This window comes from Microbacterium sp. Leaf320, from assembly GCF_001423485.1.
GTDB lineage: Bacteria > Actinomycetota > Actinomycetes > Actinomycetales > Microbacteriaceae > Microbacterium.
The window spans coordinates 338,807-356,332 of record NZ_LMOD01000002.1; the positions used below are offsets into that span (position 1 = coordinate 338,807).

The window sequence follows — 17,526 nt, forward strand, 5'->3', positions numbered from 1 at the left end:
CGAAACGGCTGTTTCGGGTGCGAAATCGACCACGCACGCGAGCGGTCCCGAACACGAGGACGAATGTCGGAGGCTGCGCGCATGATGGCAGCACGTTCGACAGCCCAACTTCTACTACTTCTACTAGTTCGAGCGTAGAATCAGGAGATGGCCACGGTGACGAAGACCGAACTGAACCAGCAGACCGCGAAGGTCCTGGCTCGCGTCGCCGCGGGTGAGCGCCTCACCATCACTGACCGGGGCCGCCCGATCGCCGAGCTGACGCCCCCGACGCAAAACCCCTGGGAGAGGCTGGTGTCGTCAGGCCGCGTCTCTCTGCCGACGAAGACCGGCGCGCTCCGCACCCCCGCGACGACCAGCGACCGCACGACCCGCGAGATCCTCGACGACCTCCGGAGCGATCGCCTGTGATCTACCTCGACACCTCGGCAGCCGCCAAAGCACTCATCGAGGAGGACGGGAGCGATGCGGTGCGTCAGGCTTTCACCGACGGCGCGCCGTTCGTCTCATCGCGCCTGCTGGCGGTGGAACTGCACGCCGTGGCCGACCGCCGCTCGGTCAGTTCCGAAGCCGCGCAGGAGCTCCTCGACCGCGTCGCACTGGTGTCGCTCGCCGACGACACCCTCACGCGAGCCGTCGACCTGCACAGCGGGCTGCGCACACTCGACGCACTGCACCTCGCGACGGCGGTCGAGATCGGGGACGCGCTCACCAGCATCCTCACCTTCGATGTCGAGTTCGCCGCGGCGGCGACTCGACTCGGCATCCCGGCATCTTCTCGGGTTTGAGCCCGACCCCGGGGAGGTGGATCAGCGGTCGCGAACGGCATCTCCCATCGCGGCGAACGCCTCGCGCAGGATCGGACGCGGGGTCGCGAACACGACCCGCACGAAGTTCTCGTACCCGTGCCCGAGCAGCGCGCCCTCCGTGAGCACGACGCCCGCGTGCTCACGGAAGAACGCGGCGGGCGGGCCGTCGATCTCGAGGGCTCTCGTGTCGATCCAGCCGATGTACGTCGCCTCCGGTGAGCGATACGTCGCACCGGGCAGGTGCTCGGAGACCAGCGATCCGACGAGCTCGCGTGAGCCGTCGAGGTAGGAGAGCACTCCGTCGAGCCAGGGCTTGCCCTCGCGGTACGCGGCGGTCGACGCGACCACTCCGAGCGTCGCGGCGCCGTGCTGCACCGAGAAGCCGAAGCGGCGATAGAGCTCCTGGTCCGCATCATTCGACGTGATCAGCTGCGCCGTCTTGAGCCCGGGGATATTCCAGGCCTTCGACGCACTCGTGCCGGTGACGGTGTGCGCGGCGGTCGCATCCGACAGCGATGCATAAGGGATGAAGGGGCGGCCGTCGAAGCGCAGCGGCGCGTGGATCTCATCCGCGAACACCCGACCGCCATGCCGCTCGACGATCTCTGCGAGCGCCTCGAGCTCGGAGCGCTCCACCACGGTCCCGGTCGGGTTGTGCGGGTTGCAGAGCACGAGGGTACGGGCACCCGCAGCGAACGCCTCGTCGATGCGCTGCAGGTCATGGTGCCAGCGGCCGTCGACCCCGACGCCGGGGACCTCGATCACCGGATGCCCGATCGCGGGAAGATATGTCAGGAACGGCATGTATGCCGGAGTCGGCACGATCACGGGCGACCCGGCGGGCGCATACTCTTCGACCGCGACGCGCAGAGCGGCCATGACATCCGACACGGGATGCACGCGCTCGGGGTCGATGCTCCAGCCGTACTCACCACGCATCCACTCCGCCGTCGCCTCGCCCAACCGGGCTGCCAGCGGCGGCGACAGGTATCCCAGGTTCTCCTCCTCGATCGCGCGGTGCATGGCCTGGGCGATCACCGGCGCGACGCCGAAGTCCATCTCGGCGACCCAGGCGCCGATGCGCCCGGGGTGCAGGCTCCACTTGCGGCTCTCCGGCCGATCGAGGTCGAACCTCGTGCGGGAGTCGAAGGGGTGCGGGTCGGTGTGCGCGCGGTCGTCAGTCATGGCGTGCGGCTCTCAGCCGGCAATCCGACATCGAACGGCGGCATCCACAGGGGCCGCGCGGCGAGCACCCGCGCCTCGGGACGCGAGGGCCATCCACGGGGTGGTCGTCTGAGGCTCGGACACGGCGGCTCCTTCACGGCATCTTTCACGGCGGTATTACCCGCGGCGTTCACGGCGGACGCCTCCAGCCTAAAGACGCCCACCGTGGTCTCGCGATTCACGTTTCGGTGAATGTCGGGCGAGGCGTGGTTGCTCCGCCCCGCCCTGTCGGCCCAAAGGCGAGCGTGAACGTTAGGCGGACGCCTGGTGTCCGACAGCGCCCTGCGACCGTCAGGAAGCGGATGTGAACGCGGATGCCGCCCGCACCAGCGCCGCGTTGTCGGGCGCGCTCCGTCCGTCGGGCAGCGTGAGGGTGTCTTCGAGCCCTATGCGGGTGTCGACTCCCAGCTCGACCGCGAGAGTGAGTGCCGGCCAGGCCGAGCGCTCTTCACCATGGAGCAGGATCGGCATGCTCGGCTCGTCGAGACGGACATGCGCGATCAGCCCCTCGGCATGACGCCGCACCACCTCGGCGGCCTCGTCGGGCAGCTCGATCAGCACCCGCGTGCACTCCGCGCGTGACGGCGATGTGCTCCACGCCTCGAGACCGGTCGCGTCCCAGATGCCCGCCTCGACGCCGACGCCTCGGCTCAGCAGCGATGCGGCCACACGATCGGCGCCCGTCTCGTGCCAGTTCACGGATGCGTAGTCGGGGAGCTCGGTCCACGCGGCGATGGCGGCCACCCGCTTCTCGACGTCGGGCTCGGTCCACGCTCCGGTGGTGACGCCGACCGGCACACCCGGGCACGACGATCGCAGCGCGCGCAACCAGCGTGCGACGTCATCGGCATCCAGGGTGTCGCGGCCCTCTGCATCCTTCGGGTGCACATGGATCTCCTGTGCACCGGCCGCCACCGCCCTCGCCGCATCCGCAGCGGCCAGCGTCGGGTCGGCGCTCAATCCGGGATGCTCTGTGACATCGCGCGCTCCGTTGAGACACGCCTGCAGCAGCATCCGTCGTTCTGACTCTCCGGGCACCGCGCCCATCAGTTCATGAGATCGCGTGGATGCCAGTCGTGGAGGTTGCCCGTGTCGGATGGGCCCTCTTCGGTGCGCACCGCGTGCTGCACCTGTCGTGCCGCGGCTGCTCCGCGCCCGACTCGGACGGCTTCGTCTTCGGTCTCGAAGCTCGACGCCAATGTGCGGGATTCGCCCTCGATGCGGTTGAACCAGATCCCGTCACGTTGGAACGTCTCGATGTCGCCTGCGGCCATGCCTGAAGTCCTTTCGATCTCCCTCATTCATATCCGCTGCGTCCCCCACGAAAGAGCCCCTTGACAGCTTTCGCCCGCTCCGCATCCACCGTTTCGCTCTCGCGTCAACCCCGATGATCCCGCCGGCGAACAGCGATACGGTCGTCTGATGCATGACCCGGATGCACCCGAGGAGCGAGCCATGGCGCTGGAAGTGATGTCGCCGACGGCGGCACTGCTCGATGGACGATATGTACTGCACGACCGCGTCGGCAAGGGCGGCATGGCGACCGTCTACCGCGCCGAGGACTCCCATCTCGGACGCACCGTCGCGATCAAGATGATCCACGAGGGTGAAGGCCCCGTGGCGTCGATCGAGCGCGCACACACCGAGAAGGCGCTGCTCGCGTCGCTGAGCCACCCATCGCTGGTGACGTTGCACGACGCTCAGCTCGTGCCCGGTCGGCCGCAGTACCTGGTGATGGAGTTCGTCGACGGGCCGACCCTGGCCGAGCGCATGGCAGCCGGTCCTCTCCCTCCCCGCGACGTGGCCCGCATCGCCCGCGACCTCGCCGAAGGTCTGACCGCCGTGCACGGCGCCGGGATCGTGCACCGCGACATCAAACCGTCGAACGTGCTCCTCGCACGCGGGCGCGCCGGCCGCCCGGTGGCCGCGAAGCTCGCCGACTTCGGCATCGCCTGCTCGATCGAGGACACGAGGCTCACGACACCGGGAATCGTGCTCGGCACACTCACTTACATGGCGCCCGAGCAGCTGCGCGATCTCGACCCCGGCTTTCCGGTCGATATCTTCGCGCTCGGCCTCGTGCTGCTGGAGGCTCTCACCGGCGAGCCCGGGTATCCGTCGCTCGCATCAGGCCGCGCCGCCGCGATCGCACGCCTGGCGGAGCCGCCGAGGATCTCTGAGACCGTGCCGACGGAGTGGCGCGACCTGCTGACCCGCATGACGCGGCTCGAGCCCGAAGAGCGCCCGACCGCGACCGAGGTGGCCCGGGCCGCCCGCGGCCTGCTGCGCGGGTACGCCGCGAACAGCGACGGAGTGGCCGTCGCTGCCGCGGCTGCCGCCATCGTCGCCGGCGCCGGAGGTCCACCCGCAGAAGAGGCGACGATCGCGATGCCGGAGTCGGATGCTGCGGCAGCGACAATCGCAGCTGCGACTCCGTCGAGACCGGCGAACCAGGCATCCATCCCCGCGAACCCGGCATTCACCGGCGCGAGCTCGGCATCCACCGATGCGACGGCTGTGCTCCCGGCAGCCGACGTCGCCGGCGCGCGACCGAGCACCGGCTCCCGCAACCGCGCGCGCAACCGCGTGATCGCCGGAGCCGCCGGTTTGGCTGCGACCGGAGCGCTCGTGGTCGGACTCGCCGCATTCACGACACCGGCGACAGACATCGGTCGCACCGCGTCGGGCGCCGTCGTCCGCACGGCGTCCGTTCCCGCCGACACCGCACCGGCCGACACGACCGTCGATGCGGTCACCGATGCGGCGACCCCGGGCAACAGCGGTAACTCCGGAAACTCCGGCAAGGGCGACAAGGCCGACAAGGCCGACAAGGCCGACAAGTCGAACGGCAACTCCGGCAAGAACTGACCGGGGTCGCGCGTCACGATTCAGCAGGGTCGTGTTGGATCGTGCTCGAACCCGCGGTTCGCGCCGATCCCCTTCATCGCTGCTGAATCGTGACCGCCAACCGGATCAGCCCGCGTAGGCGGCCCGCACGTCGAGCACCCAGGTCACGCCGAAGCGGTCGGTGAGCATCCCGAACCCGGGCGACCACGCCGACGCGGCGAGCGGCTCGACGATCGAGGCGCCGTCTGCGAGAGCGTCCCAGTATCCGGTGAGCTCGTCGAGCGAGTCGGCGCGCAGCGACTGGAAGAAGGAGCGGTCGGTGATCGTCATCCCGTTCTCCCGCGCGGTGGTGCCCGCGGTCGCGTCAGAGTCATCCGCACCGGGGATGTCGTATGCCATCAGCCGGAATCCCTCGGCGTTCTCGACCTGCCCGAACACGATCTTGTCGGCGCCGGGGACCCCGGCCGGCATCCCGAAGTCGCCGTAGGTCGCGAGCGTGACCTCACCGCCGAACACGGTTCCGTAGAACTCGAGCGCCTGCCGAGCGGTGCCGCGGAAGTTGAGGTGGGTGGTGGTTGCGATGGTCATGATGTCTCCTCGAATGATGCGCGGCGGAGTGCCGTCATGAACAACATTCACAGCAGAAGCGGACAGTTTCAGTCCTCTACCTGACGCAGAATGAATGTCATGACCGGCAGCTCCTCGCGCATGCTCACCCTGCTCTCGCTGCTGCAGACGCAGCGCGACTGGCCGGGACAGGTGCTCGCCGACCGCCTCGACGTGACGCCCCGAACCGTGCGCCGGGACGTCGACCGCCTGCGCGAGCTCGGCTACCGGATCAGCGCGATCAAGGGTCCCGACGGCGGATATCGGTTGGCCGCGGGCTCCGAGCTCCCGCCCCTTCTCTTCGACGACGAGCAGGCAGTGGCGATCGCGGTCGCCTTGCAGAGCGTGCCCGCCACCGGGATCGACATCGACGAGGGCGCCGCTCGTGCGCTCGCCACCGTGCGCCAGGTGATGCCGTCACGCCTGCGCCACCGGGTCGACGGCATCCGCTTCACCGGCGTCGAGAACGAGACCCGGGTCGATCCCGCGGTGCTCGAGGCCGTCAGCGCCGCGGTGCGCGACCGGCACGTGCTGCGCTTCGACTACGGCGACCACGACCGCCCGGCCCGGCGCACCGAGCCGCACGCCGTCGTCGCCCGCGAAGGACGCTGGTACCTGCTCGCGTGGGATCGCGAGGCCGACGACTGGCGCACCTTCCGCCTCGATCGGATGACCCCGCGCATCCCGACCGGCCCCGCCTTCACGCCGCGCGAGTTGCCCGCCACCGACGCGCAGACCTACATCGCGGCGCGGGCGAAGGGGTCGGATGCCGGCGACCGCTGGCCCTGCATCGGCGAGCTCGTGCTCGAGGTGCCCGCCCGCGAGGTCGCGCACTGGATCGGACGCGACGGCAGCGTCGAGCCGATCGACGAGAACTCGTGCCGCGTCAGGGTCGGATCCTGGTCGTGGACCGGCATCCTCGCCTCGATCGCGCGCTTCGACGCCCCGTTCCACGTCGTCGGACCGTCCGAGCTGCGCGACGCGGCGACGGCCCTCTCGCGACGCCTGTCCGACGCGGGCGAGGCCCGCTCACCGGGTCAGCCCTGACCGCATCCGAGACCCCGCGCCCCGAGTCGCCGAGTGCTCACAGACCGATCTGCGTACGCCGCGCCGCCCCCGCCCCGCGGTGCGCCGTCACCTCGATCTCGGCCTTGTACTCGCCCGCGAGCGGGCTGCGCGTCATGGTGAGCGCCGGGTCGATGCCGCGGAACACCTCGCCGAGCACCTCGATCGTCTCGTCCTGATCGGACGCATCGGGAACGAAGACCTGGATCCGGACGACATCGGAGAGCGATGAATCCACGGCGGCGAGCGCCCGCGCGACGGTGGCGATCGCGAGGCGCAGCTGCTCTGCCGCCGTGTCCGGCAGGGTCCTCGTCTCGTAGTCGATGCCGGCGGTGTTCGAGACGAAGATCCAGTCGCCGATCGCGACCGCCCGCGAGTAGCTCGCGAGGGTCTCGAACTTGCTTCCGCTCTTCACACTGGTGATGATCAACGGTTCCGTCTTTCGTGTCAGTGGCCCTGGAGGACCGGATAGTCGTCTGCGAGGACAAGATCGTCGGCGCGCGCCTGAGCACGGCGCCGGTGGTGACCGAGCGTGAAAAGGGGGTGCTGCAGCGCACTCGACCCGCTCTCGGCGAGCTGCGCCAGTACTCGCCCGTAGGCGGGCGAGAACTTGAAGCCGTTGCCGGAGAACCCGGCTCCGATGACGATCCGCCCCGACTCGGAGACGTCGAGGATCGGGACATGATCAGCCGTCGTCGACTCCGGGTGGATGGACGACCGGACCACCTCGGGCAGGATGCCGGGGAACATCCGGGTGGCGATCGCCGTGCAGCTCCGCAGTTCCGCACGCGACAGTTCGCGGGGCTCTGTGTCGGGGTCCTCGATCGTGTCGATACGAGTCGTGGGGGCGATCTTGACCGAGTAGCCGTCGAGCGTGGGGACGCCGAAGGCATGGTCGCCGTCCAGGTCGCGCATCCAGCAGGGGAAGCGGTCAGGGGCGAACTGGCTGATGTCCTCCGGCATGAACCACGTGAGCGGGATGGCGATCGCGCTCACCAGATCCCGCAGCTCCGGCACGATCCTCGTCGTCCACGCGCCGGTCGTCACGATCACCCTCTGCGCGTGGATGATCCCCTCGGATGTCGAGATCACGACACCGCTCTCGCCCTCATCGATGCCGAGCACCGGGGTGTTGTACAGGATCTCCGCCCCGCGCCTGATCGCGGCCCGCTGCGCGGCCGCCACCGCCAGCTCTGAGCGCAACCCGCCGCCGAGCACGTCGATGATCCCGATGTCGCCGTCCTCGACGGTGAACTGCGGATACTCCCGGCGGAGCTCCGCCGCATCGAGGAACCGGTGCGGCAGATCGCCCTCCACGATCGATCGCTGCGTGGACTCGAGGAACGGATGTCCCTCCGGCGCGACCGCGAGGACGCCGGTCTTCAGCAGCAGCTGGCGGCCGGTCTCACGCTCCAGCTCGGTCCACAGCGCCCTGGCCTCGAGAGCAGCTGCCGTGTAGAGCGCGCCCTCCTTGTTCGCCGCACGGAACAGACGCGACTCACCGGCGAACGCTGCATGGCCGTGCGCCGGTCCGTACTGCTCGATGCCCAGCACCGACAGCCCCGTCGATTTCGCGAGGTGCCACAGCGCCATCGATCCCATGGAGCCTGCACCCACCACCGCGACGTCGACGGTCCGGATGACCTCTGCCGCACTCATGCGAGAGCCGGCTCGGTCCACAGGTTCAGCTTCTGGCCGATGCCGCGCTCCAGGGCGTTGCGGTACACCTTCGTCCCCCACGCGACGTCCTCCACCGGCATCCCGCCGACCGACATGATGACGATCTCGTCGTCGCTCTGCCGACCGGGCCGCTTTCCGGAGACGACGTCGCCGATGTCGACGAGCTCGTCACGGGAGAGCTCCCCGGCCTTCACGAGATCCATCCACTTCTGCCCGACCATCGGAATGTGCTCGAACGACGGCTTCGGAAACTCCTCGTACCAGGTCTCGTACAACCCGTACGCATCGACGACCTTCGTGATGTCGCTGTCCAGCAGCGAGTCGTCGGTGTTGCACAGGGACGGCATCGCGAAGAACGCCCCTGGCGTGATCCACTCCCGCTGGATCGTGGGGTAGTTCTCCGACCCGCCGGCACCGGTGCCCGTGGTGCAGAAGCTCACCAGGTCGCTCCCCCGGACGACGTCCTCGATCGAGTCGACGACCTCGATCGTAGTGATCGTCGGGAACTCCTCGCGCACCCACTCCTGGAAGCGCGCGAGGCTCTCCGCCCCTCGCCCCTTGATCTTCAGCGTGTCGATCAGCGGGCACGCATCCATGAAGGCCAGGAGCACCGTGCGTGCCATGACGCCGGGCCCGGCGATCCCCGCGACGCGCGAGTCCTTGCGGGCGAAGTGCCGCGCGCCGACCCCCGGCACGGCGCCGGTCCGGTATGCCGACAGCAGGTTCGCCGACATGAACGCGAGTGGTGCCCCGGTGTCGGTGTCGTTGAGCGTGAACATGAGGATCGACCGCGGCAGACCCTTCTCGCGGTTGGCGATGTTGGATCCGTACCACTTGACGCCGGTCGTCTGGAAGTCTCCGCCGAGGTACGCCGGCATCGCCATGAACCGTCGGTCCTCAGTGGGCACCGGCATGTTCGGGAACGGCGACGTCTCGGGGAAAGTCATCATCGCGCCGTGCGAATCGTTGCTCTCACCGGTCATGCGGTAGTCGCCGGCGGCGAACAGCGCGAACATCTCCTCCATGGTGTCGACGCACTGGTGCATATCGGTCACTCCGGCCGCGATCATGTCGGCTTCGGAGAGATAGAGGAAATCCACGTGGGGCAGGGGCATGACGGTCCTTGTCGTCGAGGGGGTGGGGGAGAGTGTGTCGGTCGCGCTCATGGTGCGCCTCAGCCGGCGATGGCGTCGGTGAGCTTGGCGTATGCCGCGGGCCTGCGGGCTCTGATCCACGCGGCCTGGGCGTACCCGATGAGGGGGAAGACGATCACCAGCCCGAGCAGACTCCAGCTGACCGCGCCGAACACGGGCGCGCCTGTGCCATCCGTATCGCCGACCATGATCGGGAAGTAGACGACGATCATGACCACGGAGAGCACCAGGCCGATGAAACCGAGCACGGGGGCGATCACGGTGTTCCAGATCCTCCGGTCCTTGCGTGTCCTCGCGAAGTAGACGATGACCGCGATCGAGGTGACTGCCATCAGGAGGGCGATGGCCACGGTCGCGACCCCGGCGAACCAGGTGAACACCTGCAGCACCGGGTCGAGCTGCAGAACGGCGAACAGCGCGACGAGAACGATCGCGGTGATGCTCTGCACGAGCGAGGACACGTGCGGAGACATGTGCCGGGGGTGCACGGCGCCCACCCGGTCGGGCAGCACGCCGGCGCCTGCCATGGAGTACTGGTAACGGGCGACGACGTTGTGGAAAGACAGCACGCAGGCGAACATCGCGGTGATGAGGAGGATGTTCGTGATGATCTCGCCGGTGGGGCCGAGGTACGCCGACATCGTGCGGAGGATGAGCGTTCCCGGGTCGGCCGCGGCCTCCTCCAGGATGTTCGAGGGACCCCACGCCATGACGAGGCCCCATGAGGCGAGGGTGTAGAACACACCGACGCCGATCACGGCCATATAGGTGGCGCGGGGGATCGTGCGGTCGGGATCGCGCGCCTCGCTGCGGAAGACGGCGGTCGCCTCGAACCCGATGAAGGCGGCGATCGCCATCATGAGGCCGACGCCGGGGGAACCGCTCGCGACGTTCTTCGGCTCGAACGGCGCCAGGCTCAGACCTTCGGGGCCGCCGGAGATCACGACCGCGGCAACGAGAAGGAGGACGATTCCGACCTCGGCGCAGAGCAGGACGCCGAGCACCTTGCTGGACAGATCGATGTGGCGATAGCCGAGGAACCCGACGAGCGCGACGACGGCGATCGAGTACAGCCACCATGGGAGCGTGATGCCGAACCCCTCGAATGTGAAGCTCAGCACGTAGCCCATGTACCCGTACACGGACACCTGGATCGTCGTATACGTGAGCATCGCGATCCAGGCGGACGCGAGACCGGTCGAGCGTCCGAGGCCATATCCGACGTAGGTGAAGAACGCCCCGGGGTTGGGGACGTGCTTGGCCATCGCCGAGACGCCGACGGCGAAGAGCACGAGAACGACGGCGCTGATCGCATACAGCGCCGGGAACCCCGACCCGTTGCCGAGCAGGATGCCGAGTGGGGCCGACCCGCCGATGACAGTCAGGGGCGAGGCGGCGGCGACGACCATGAAGACGATCGCCGTAGCACCGAGCGATCCCGACAGGACCTTCTTCGGGGAGGCCTCGGTGGCGCTGGGCTGAATCTGGACCATGTGCAAACCCTTCTGAGAGAAGCGGAGTGGAGCGGTTCACCCACCCTGCCGCGGCGGGATTTCCCGCCCGTCTCGCCGGAGTGACGTCTGCGGTCGCCGCGAACGGGACACTCGAATACGGGCTGTCTCATTCGGGCGAGATCTGCGCGAAACACGACTGAAGCGTCCCTGCAACCGATCGCTCGTAGCCTCTTCCCATCGCGCAGCAGCGTTCATCGCGCAACAGGCGGAGGCCCCATGTCTGCACTGGAAGAGGCGATCGAGCGCCCGCAGACCGTGCGCTCGTTCGCCGCGCGCTCACCGTTGCACGGGCTGGACAGACACACCGTGGGTTTCGCCGACGTCCTCGCGCAATCGGTCGCGGCCGTCGCCCCAGCGGCCGCCTCGGCGATGGCGGTGCTGCTGGTGGCGGACCTGGCGGGCGGCGCCACCGTCCTCGTGATGGCCCTCGCCATGATCATCACGTTCCTGGTCGCTCGGACGATCAACCAGTTCACTCGTCGATTCGCCGCCAGCGGCTCGCTGTACACCTACGCGGCGCGCGGACTCGGCGCGGCGGGCGGACTCGCGACCGGTGCAGCGATCCTCGTCGGGTATGCCTTCATCTCGATCTTCGCTCTTCTGGGCGGCGCCCATTATGCGACCATGCTCGTGACCCGACTGTGGCCTCAGCTCGCCGCGATGCCGATCGCCCTGGGCGCTCTCGTCGCCGAAGCAGCGGTGCTCGCGATCGTTCTCGTGCGCGGCATCCGCCTCTCATCCCGAGTCGCGCTCGTCGTCGAACTCGTCTCCGTCGCGCTGATCCTGTTGCTGATGATCGTGCTCCTCGTGCACATCGGACCGCTCCAGCCGGCGGCGATCTTCTCGGCAGACGGCATCTCCGTGGCCGGCGTCGCCGGCGGTGCCGTTCTCGCGATCACCGCGTTCGTGGGGTTCGAGAGCTCCGCGACGCTCGGCGTCGAATCCCGCTCGCCGCTGAAGAACATCCCTCGCGCCATCGTGTGGAGCGTCGGCGTCGCCGGAGTGTTCTACCTCATCGCCGCCTACACGCAGATCGCAGGAGCCGCCGCGATCGGGGGGACGGCATCGGTCGCGCTCCTCGACGATCTCGCGTCGCGTTTCGGCCTCTCCGCATGGGCCGCCGTGGCGGACGTCGGCATCGCCACCTCGGGTCTGGCCTGCGCGATCGCCTCGACGACCGCCCTCACTCGTATCGTGTTCGCGCTCGCCCGCGACGGTGTCCTCCCCGCCCGGCTCGGCCGCACGCACGGGCGCCACCGCACTCCGATCGGCGCGGTCGTCGTCGCGGTCCCGCCGATCGTCCTCGCACCGATCGTGATCGTCGCGGCCGGCGTGTCACCGTGGGACGCGATGAAGGCCGTCCTGCTGATCTCGGCAGCGGGCTACATCGTCGCCTACGTGCTGGTCTGCATCGCCGCTCCCCTGTTCCTGCGCCGTATCGGGGAGGTCACCGTCGGTTCCATCATCGCCGCCGTCAGCGCGGCGGCGGCGCTTGCGGCATGCCTGACGGTCTATCTCGTCGCGGAGGCGGCCGCGGGAAACCCCGGGGTCTGGTTCGCCCTCGGCTTCGCCCTGATCGCGGCGGTGCTGATCCGGTGGCGCCGGCGCTCGCCTCTCGGCGAGGTCGGGCGCTACGACGAGCCGGTCGCCGCCCACGTGCTCGGCGGCGTGGCCCGCACCGGCGGCGGTAGCGCACACGGGGGCGAACCGGGGGACGCCGACGGATGACGGCTGGCGACGCGGTATCGATCACGGCCCGCCAGCCCGCCGCCATCCACAGCGCGCTGTCGATGCTGGAGGCCGTCGCTGCGATGGGTGCCGGCGTCACAGCGCGGCAGCTGGCCGAGCGGCTCGGAATACCGCGCGCAACCACCTATCGCCTGCTCAACCTGCTGGTGCAGGACGAATACCTCGTCCGGACGCCGGATCTCACCGGATTCGCCCTGGGCACGAAGGTGGCGCTGCTGGCCGGCAGCATCGGCGTCGAGCGCATCCCGCGCGCCGCACGGGACGTCCTCGAGCGCACCAGGGCGAGCGCGAGGGGCGGCATCCACCTCGTGCTCTATCGTGACGACCGGGTCGTCGTCGCCGATGAGGATCCCGACTTCCCCCTCTCGAATCGGCAGGGTCTGCAGCAGGAGCCCACCCGCTACGCCCTCGGCCTGCTGCCCCTGGTCGTGCGCGGCGAGACCGTCGCCGGCGACCTGGTCACCGAGCTCCGCTCGCAGGGGGTGATCCGCGCCCGCGACGGTCAGCGTGGCTGCCTGGCCGCGCCGATCACCGACGCCTCCGGCACGCTCGCCGGAGCGCTCTCCTATTCGGGTCCGCGCCGGCAGATCGACAGCTCCGACTCGATCGCCCTCTCCCTCGTCGCGGCTGCGCGGGAGCTCGGGCCGCTCCTGACGTAGACCCCGTCATCCGCCCGGGCCGATGGCCACGGCATCCCCCGGTAGACTGGCCGTGCCCCGCCGGACCCTCATCTAGGAGTGCGCGTGACCACCGCCCCTGCACCTGCCCACAAGCACGTCCCCGACTCCGTCGAGAACGCCACCGCGACTCCGGAGAAGGAGCAGCCGTACGCAGCGCTGGGCCTCAAGGACGACGAGTACGCCCGCATCAGGGAGATCCTGGGCCGCCGCCCGACCTCCGGCGAGCTGGCCATGTACTCCGTCATGTGGTCGGAGCACTGCTCGTACAAGTCGTCGAAGAACTACCTGCGCCGCTTCGGCCAGAAGGTCTCCGACGAGATGAAGGAGCGCCTGATGGTGGGCATGGGCCAGAACGCGGGCGTCATCGACGTCGGCGAGGGCTGGGCCGTCACCTTCAAGGCCGAGTCGCACAACCACCCCTCGTTCATCGAGCCTTTCCAGGGCGCCGCGACCGGCGTCGGCGGCATCGTCCGCGACATCATCTCGATGGGCGCACGCCCGGTCGCGGTCATGGACGCCCTGCGCTTCGGCGCGATCGACCACCCCGACACGGCCCGCGTCGTGCACGGCGTGACCAGCGGCATCAGCTTCTACGGCAACTGCCTGGGACTGCCGAACATCGGCGGCGAGACGGTCTTCGACTCCGTCTACCAGGCCAACCCGCTCGTCAACGCGCTCGCGGTCGGCGTGCTCCGCCACGAAGACCTCAAGCTCGCGAACGCCACCGGCGTCGGCAACAAGGTCGTGCTGTTCGGCGCCCGCACGGGTGGCGACGGCATCGGCGGCGCCAGCATCCTGGCATCCGACTCGTTCGACAGCACCGGACCCACCAAGCGCCCCGCGGTGCAGGTGGGCGACCCGTTCGCCGAGAAGGTGCTCATCGAGTGCTGCCTCGAGCTGTACCGCGACGAGCTCGTCGAGGCCATCCAAGACCTCGGTGCTGCAGGGATCTCGTGCGCGACCAGCGAGCTCGCGGCCAACGGCAACAGCGGCATGAAGGTCTCGCTCGACAACGTCCTGCTGCGCGACCCGTCGCTCACGGCTGAGGAGATCCTCATGTCGGAGTCGCAGGAGCGCATGATGGCGATCGTCGCCCCCGAGAAGCTCGACGCGTTCCTCGCGGTCGTCGAGAAGTGGGACGTCGAGACGTCGGTGCTCGGTGAGGTCACCGGCGACGGCCGCCTCATCATCGACTGGCAGGGCGAGCGCATCGTCGACGTCGACCCCTCGACCGTCGCGGTCGACGGCCCGGTCTACGACCGTCCCGTCGCGTACCCGACGTGGATCGATGCGCTGCAGGCGGATGCCGCCGAGAACCTCCCCCGTTCGAATGACCCCGAGGTGCTGCGCGAGCAGTTCCTGAACCTGGTCGCCTCGCCGAACCTCGCCGACACCCGCTGGATCACCAACCAGTACGACTACTACGTGCTCGGCAACACGGCCCTCTCGTTCCCCGACGACGCCGGCATGATCCGCGTCGACGAGGAGTCGGGCCTGGGCTTCGCGATCTCGACCGACGCCAACGGCCGCTACTGCCAGCTCGACCCGTACGCTGGCGCGCAGCTGGCCCTCGCCGAGGCCTACCGCAACGTCGCCGTCACCGGAGCGGTTCCGACCGCGATCACCGACTGCCTGAACTTCGGCTCTCCCGAGAACCCCGAGGTCATGTGGCAGTTCGGCCAGACCGTCGACGGCCTCGCAGACGGATGCTACGAGCTCGGCACCCCGGTCACCGGCGGCAACGTCTCGTTCTACAACCAGACCGGCGACGTGCCGATCCACCCGACCCCGCTCGTCGGCGTGCTCGGCATCATCGACGACGTCTCGCGCCGCATCCCCTCTGGGTGGCAGGACGAGGGCCAGAACATCTACCTGCTCGGCACGACCTCGACCGAGCTCTCGGGTTCGGCATGGGCCGAGACGGTGCACCAGCACCTCGGCGGACTGCCCCCGAAGGTCGACCTCGCAGGCGAGAAGCGCCTCGCGGGTCTGCTGGGCGCTGCCCGTGACGAGTGGCTGATCTCGTCGGCACACGACGTGTCTGAGGGTGGCCTGGCGCAGGCTCTCGCCGAGGGCGTCTCGCGCTTCGGCGTCGGCGCACGCGTCTGGCTGAACGAGATCATCGAACGAGACGGCGTGGATGCCGCATCCGCACTGTTCTCCGAGTCGACCGGTCGCGTCATCGTGACGGTTCCCCGCGAGGACGACGTGAAGTTCCGCGGGCTCTGCGAAGGACGCGACTACCCGGTGATGCGCATCGGCGTGACCGACTCCGAGGGCGACAAGCTCGAGGTGCAGGACGTCTTCACGGTTCCGATCGCCGAGATCCGCGAGCGCTCGCAGGCCACGCTGCCCGCCGCCTTCGGCCCGACGGTCACGGAGCCGGTCAGCTGACCGGTCGTTGAGCGAGCGAAGCGAGACGAGACGATGAACGAACTCAGCCGGCCCGACGACGACTACGGCGACCTCGGCGAGAAGCGCAACCGTCGCATCCGCATCGTCGCGTGGACGGTGATCATCGCACTGATCCTCGGTGGCGGCGGAGCGACCGTGATCACGCTGATCCTCGGCTGAGGTCGTCCGGAGTACGTGACCCGGGCCCGGGCACGACTTCGCCCCCCGGCCCCGGGCACGACTTCTGAGTCGACGGCCGACGCACCGGCGACCCCGGCCCTCGCCACGGCCCTCGCCACTGCCCTCGCCACGGCGGGTCGGGGGCGGGTCCGAATCTGTGCTCGGCCGTGCACCGGCAACCGCTTCTGCACCGGCATCCCTGATCTGGGTTTCTTCACAGACCCCGGGATCCGGCCTCGGAATGTAGGCACCCCCGCGAAGGATTCGAGGCATCACAGATCCAAGGGGGATGCCATGACCGAAGCCAAACTCGACCTCATCGCGAAACTGCTCGCCAAAGCCGAGAGCACGACACCCGAAGAGGCCGAGGCTCTGACCGAGCACGCCGAACGACTCATCGTGAAGTACGGCATCGAACAGGCGCAGATCGATGAACGACGAGGCCGACTGGGGCAGACTCGGGAGCAGATCGTCACCGAGCAGGTGCTGTTCCGCGGCGTCTATGCGAAGGATCTCCGCGAGATCGGCATCGGCGTGGCCAGGGCTCTTGGCGTCGTGCGTCCGCTGCTCGCCGAGTATCCGCCGATCGCGGGCCTGCTCCTGGTCGGGCACGCATCCGACGTTACGCAGGTCCAGACGCTGACAGCCAGCCTGCAGGTGCAGGCGATGGTCGCGATGCGCAGCTGGTGGCTCGAGCATCGAGATCTGTACACCGGCCATCGCGACGGGGTGAAACGTCGAGCGCGCAGCGGCTTCATCCGGGGCTTCGCCGTCGGTGCCATGAACCGAATAGAACAGAGTCGCCGCGCCGCTGTCGAAGAGAGCGGCACGGGGACCGAGCTCGTGCTCTCCTCTCGTCGCAGCCGAGTGGATGCCGCGGTCGACGAGATGGCGACGAAGCACTCGCGGCGGCGGCGCGGCGCGGATCCCGGCTCCTTCGCGCATGGTCACCGCTCGGGCCTGGAGGCGCAGACCGGTGGCGTCAGAGCGGTCTCGGCGCGATGACCGCGCGGCCGCCGGCGACTGCGTCCGGGCCTACCGCTGCTGGCGCGAGAAGAAGAAGCGGGTCAGCTGCACGATCGACTCCGGGTCGTGGTGCTCGCGCCCCAGCGACTCGACGATGATCGCTCCGAGGATGGCGCGTCCGAGCTGCTCGACCGGGGCGTCATCGGCGAGCTGTCCGTCGCGGATGCCCCCGCGGATGCGCTCGGTGAGGTACTTCTCGACGCCGAGGCTGTCGCCGAGGTGAGCGCCGACCCCGGCATCCTCGGTGGCAGCGGCGACGAGCGATCGCAGCAGCGCTCCGCCCTCAGGAGCCTCGAGGATCGAAAGCACACTGCGCAGCCAGGTCTCGACGTCGGCGGCGAGGTCTCCGGTGTCGGGCACGACGAAGTCGACGGGAATGAGGCGCCCCTCGGCGAGGCACTCGCCGATCAACGCGCCCCGCGAGGGCCACCACCGATAGATGGTCTGTTTGCCGACGCCGGCCTCTTTCGCGATCCCCTCGATCGTGAGACGGTCGTAGCCCTGATTGTGGAACAGGCGGGAGGTCGCGTCGAGGATCGCCTCCCGGGCAGCAGTGCTGCGCACAGGCCCGCTTCGATGCTCGTTCACCACTCGTTCA

At 69.1% G+C, this 17,526-nt stretch carries 18 protein-coding genes; 9 read left to right on the plus strand and 9 right to left on the minus strand.

The window, feature by feature from the left end:
* Positions 1–147 precede the first annotated feature (147 nt).
* Together ASF63_RS06400 and ASF63_RS06405 are read left to right on the plus strand one after the other, a co-directional pair.
* Positions 148–411, plus strand: a complete 264-nt coding sequence (locus ASF63_RS06400) for a type II toxin-antitoxin system Phd/YefM family antitoxin (RefSeq protein WP_056510962.1) — start codon at positions 148–150, stop codon at positions 409–411.
* A complete protein-coding gene (locus tag ASF63_RS06405) occupies positions 408–788 on the plus strand; it encodes a type II toxin-antitoxin system VapC family toxin (protein ID WP_056510964.1) in 381 nt (126 codons plus the stop codon). The genes ASF63_RS06400 and ASF63_RS06405 overlap by 4 nt, the downstream gene beginning before the upstream one ends.
* A 21-nt stretch (positions 789–809) precedes the next feature.
* On the opposite strand, the gene ASF63_RS06410 is transcribed toward ASF63_RS06405, so the two are convergent.
* The 3 genes from ASF63_RS06410 to ASF63_RS06420 form a co-directional block, all read right to left on the minus strand.
* Entirely contained in the window at positions 810–1,994 is a 1,185-nt protein-coding gene (locus tag ASF63_RS06410; protein WP_056510968.1) for a MalY/PatB family protein, read from the minus strand.
* 330 nt (positions 1,995–2,324) lie between these two features.
* Positions 2,325–3,080, minus strand: coding sequence for a 3-keto-5-aminohexanoate cleavage protein (locus ASF63_RS06415; protein ID WP_235560717.1), 756 nt, complete (start codon positions 3,078–3,080; stop codon positions 2,325–2,327).
* Positions 3,080–3,307: a DUF2188 domain-containing protein gene (locus ASF63_RS06420; protein ID WP_056510971.1), complete on the minus strand. Its 228-nt coding sequence runs from the start codon at positions 3,305–3,307 to the stop codon at positions 3,080–3,082. Before ASF63_RS06420 ends, ASF63_RS06415 begins: the two co-directional genes overlap by 1 nt.
* Before the next feature lie 148 nt (positions 3,308–3,455).
* Here ASF63_RS06420 and ASF63_RS06425 point away from each other — a divergent pair, with 148 nt between their 5' ends.
* Positions 3,456–4,901: a serine/threonine-protein kinase gene (locus ASF63_RS06425; protein WP_082477889.1), complete on the plus strand. Its 1,446-nt coding sequence runs from the start codon at positions 3,456–3,458 to the stop codon at positions 4,899–4,901.
* 105 nt (positions 4,902–5,006) lie between these two features.
* Here the strand turns inward: ASF63_RS06425 and ASF63_RS06430 are convergent, their stop codons facing one another.
* On the minus strand, positions 5,007–5,468 hold the full coding sequence (locus tag ASF63_RS06430) for a VOC family protein (RefSeq protein ID WP_056510976.1): 462 nt from the start codon (positions 5,466–5,468) through the stop codon (positions 5,007–5,009).
* A gap of 99 nt (positions 5,469–5,567) precedes the next feature.
* Here ASF63_RS06430 and ASF63_RS06435 point away from each other — a divergent pair, with 99 nt between their 5' ends.
* Positions 5,568–6,533, plus strand: a complete 966-nt coding sequence (locus ASF63_RS06435) for a helix-turn-helix transcriptional regulator (protein ID WP_056510980.1) — start codon at positions 5,568–5,570, stop codon at positions 6,531–6,533.
* A gap of 37 nt (positions 6,534–6,570) precedes the next feature.
* On the opposite strand, the gene ASF63_RS06440 is transcribed toward ASF63_RS06435, so the two are convergent.
* Genes ASF63_RS06440 through ASF63_RS06455 form a run of 4 tightly spaced genes read right to left on the minus strand, consistent with a single transcriptional unit; the run spans position 6,571 to position 10,878 of the window.
* Entirely contained in the window at positions 6,571–6,981 is a 411-nt protein-coding gene (locus ASF63_RS06440; RefSeq protein WP_056510983.1) for a RidA family protein, read from the minus strand.
* Positions 6,982–6,998: 17 nt separating this feature from the next.
* Positions 6,999–8,210 carry an N-methyl-L-tryptophan oxidase gene (solA, locus tag ASF63_RS06445; protein ID WP_082477993.1) on the minus strand — a complete coding sequence of 404 codons (1,212 nt, stop codon included), beginning with the start codon at positions 8,208–8,210 and terminating at the stop codon, positions 6,999–7,001.
* Positions 8,207–9,397 (minus strand): tyramine oxidase subunit B, encoded by a 1,191-nt coding sequence (locus ASF63_RS06450; RefSeq protein ID WP_235560718.1) that lies wholly within the window; start codon positions 9,395–9,397, stop codon positions 8,207–8,209. Before ASF63_RS06450 ends, solA begins: the two co-directional genes overlap by 4 nt.
* An 8-nt stretch (positions 9,398–9,405) precedes the next feature.
* Entirely contained in the window at positions 9,406–10,878 is a 1,473-nt protein-coding gene (locus ASF63_RS06455; protein WP_056510990.1) for an APC family permease, read from the minus strand.
* A 237-nt stretch (positions 10,879–11,115) separates the two neighbouring features.
* On the opposite strand from ASF63_RS06455, the gene ASF63_RS06460 reads away from it, so the two are divergent.
* The 5 genes from ASF63_RS06460 to ASF63_RS06475 all read left to right on the plus strand — a co-directional run bounded on the left by ASF63_RS06460 (position 11,116) and on the right by ASF63_RS06475 (position 16,907).
* Positions 11,116–12,627 (plus strand): APC family permease, encoded by a 1,512-nt coding sequence (locus ASF63_RS06460; protein ID WP_056510993.1) that lies wholly within the window; start codon positions 11,116–11,118, stop codon positions 12,625–12,627.
* A complete protein-coding gene (locus ASF63_RS06465) occupies positions 12,624–13,307 on the plus strand; it encodes a helix-turn-helix domain-containing protein (protein WP_157534256.1) in 684 nt (227 codons plus the stop codon). Before ASF63_RS06460 ends, ASF63_RS06465 begins: the two co-directional genes overlap by 4 nt.
* 84 nt (positions 13,308–13,391) lie before the next feature.
* Positions 13,392–15,722 carry a phosphoribosylformylglycinamidine synthase subunit PurL gene (purL, locus tag ASF63_RS06470; RefSeq protein WP_056510996.1) on the plus strand — a complete coding sequence of 777 codons (2,331 nt, stop codon included), beginning with the start codon at positions 13,392–13,394 and terminating at the stop codon, positions 15,720–15,722.
* A gap of 33 nt (positions 15,723–15,755) precedes the next feature.
* The gene (locus ASF63_RS19290) at positions 15,756–15,902 is read left to right on the plus strand and encodes a hypothetical protein (protein ID WP_200933979.1); all 147 of its coding nucleotides are present in this window, start codon (positions 15,756–15,758) and stop codon (positions 15,900–15,902) included.
* Between the two features lie 294 nt (positions 15,903–16,196).
* The gene (locus tag ASF63_RS06475) at positions 16,197–16,907 is read left to right on the plus strand and encodes a DUF2786 domain-containing protein (RefSeq protein WP_056510999.1); all 711 of its coding nucleotides are present in this window, start codon (positions 16,197–16,199) and stop codon (positions 16,905–16,907) included.
* A 30-nt stretch (positions 16,908–16,937) separates the two neighbouring features.
* On the opposite strand, the gene ASF63_RS06480 is transcribed toward ASF63_RS06475, so the two are convergent.
* Positions 16,938–17,516 (minus strand): TetR/AcrR family transcriptional regulator, encoded by a 579-nt coding sequence (locus ASF63_RS06480; protein WP_235560719.1) that lies wholly within the window; start codon positions 17,514–17,516, stop codon positions 16,938–16,940.
* Positions 17,517–17,526: the final 10 nt, after the last annotated feature.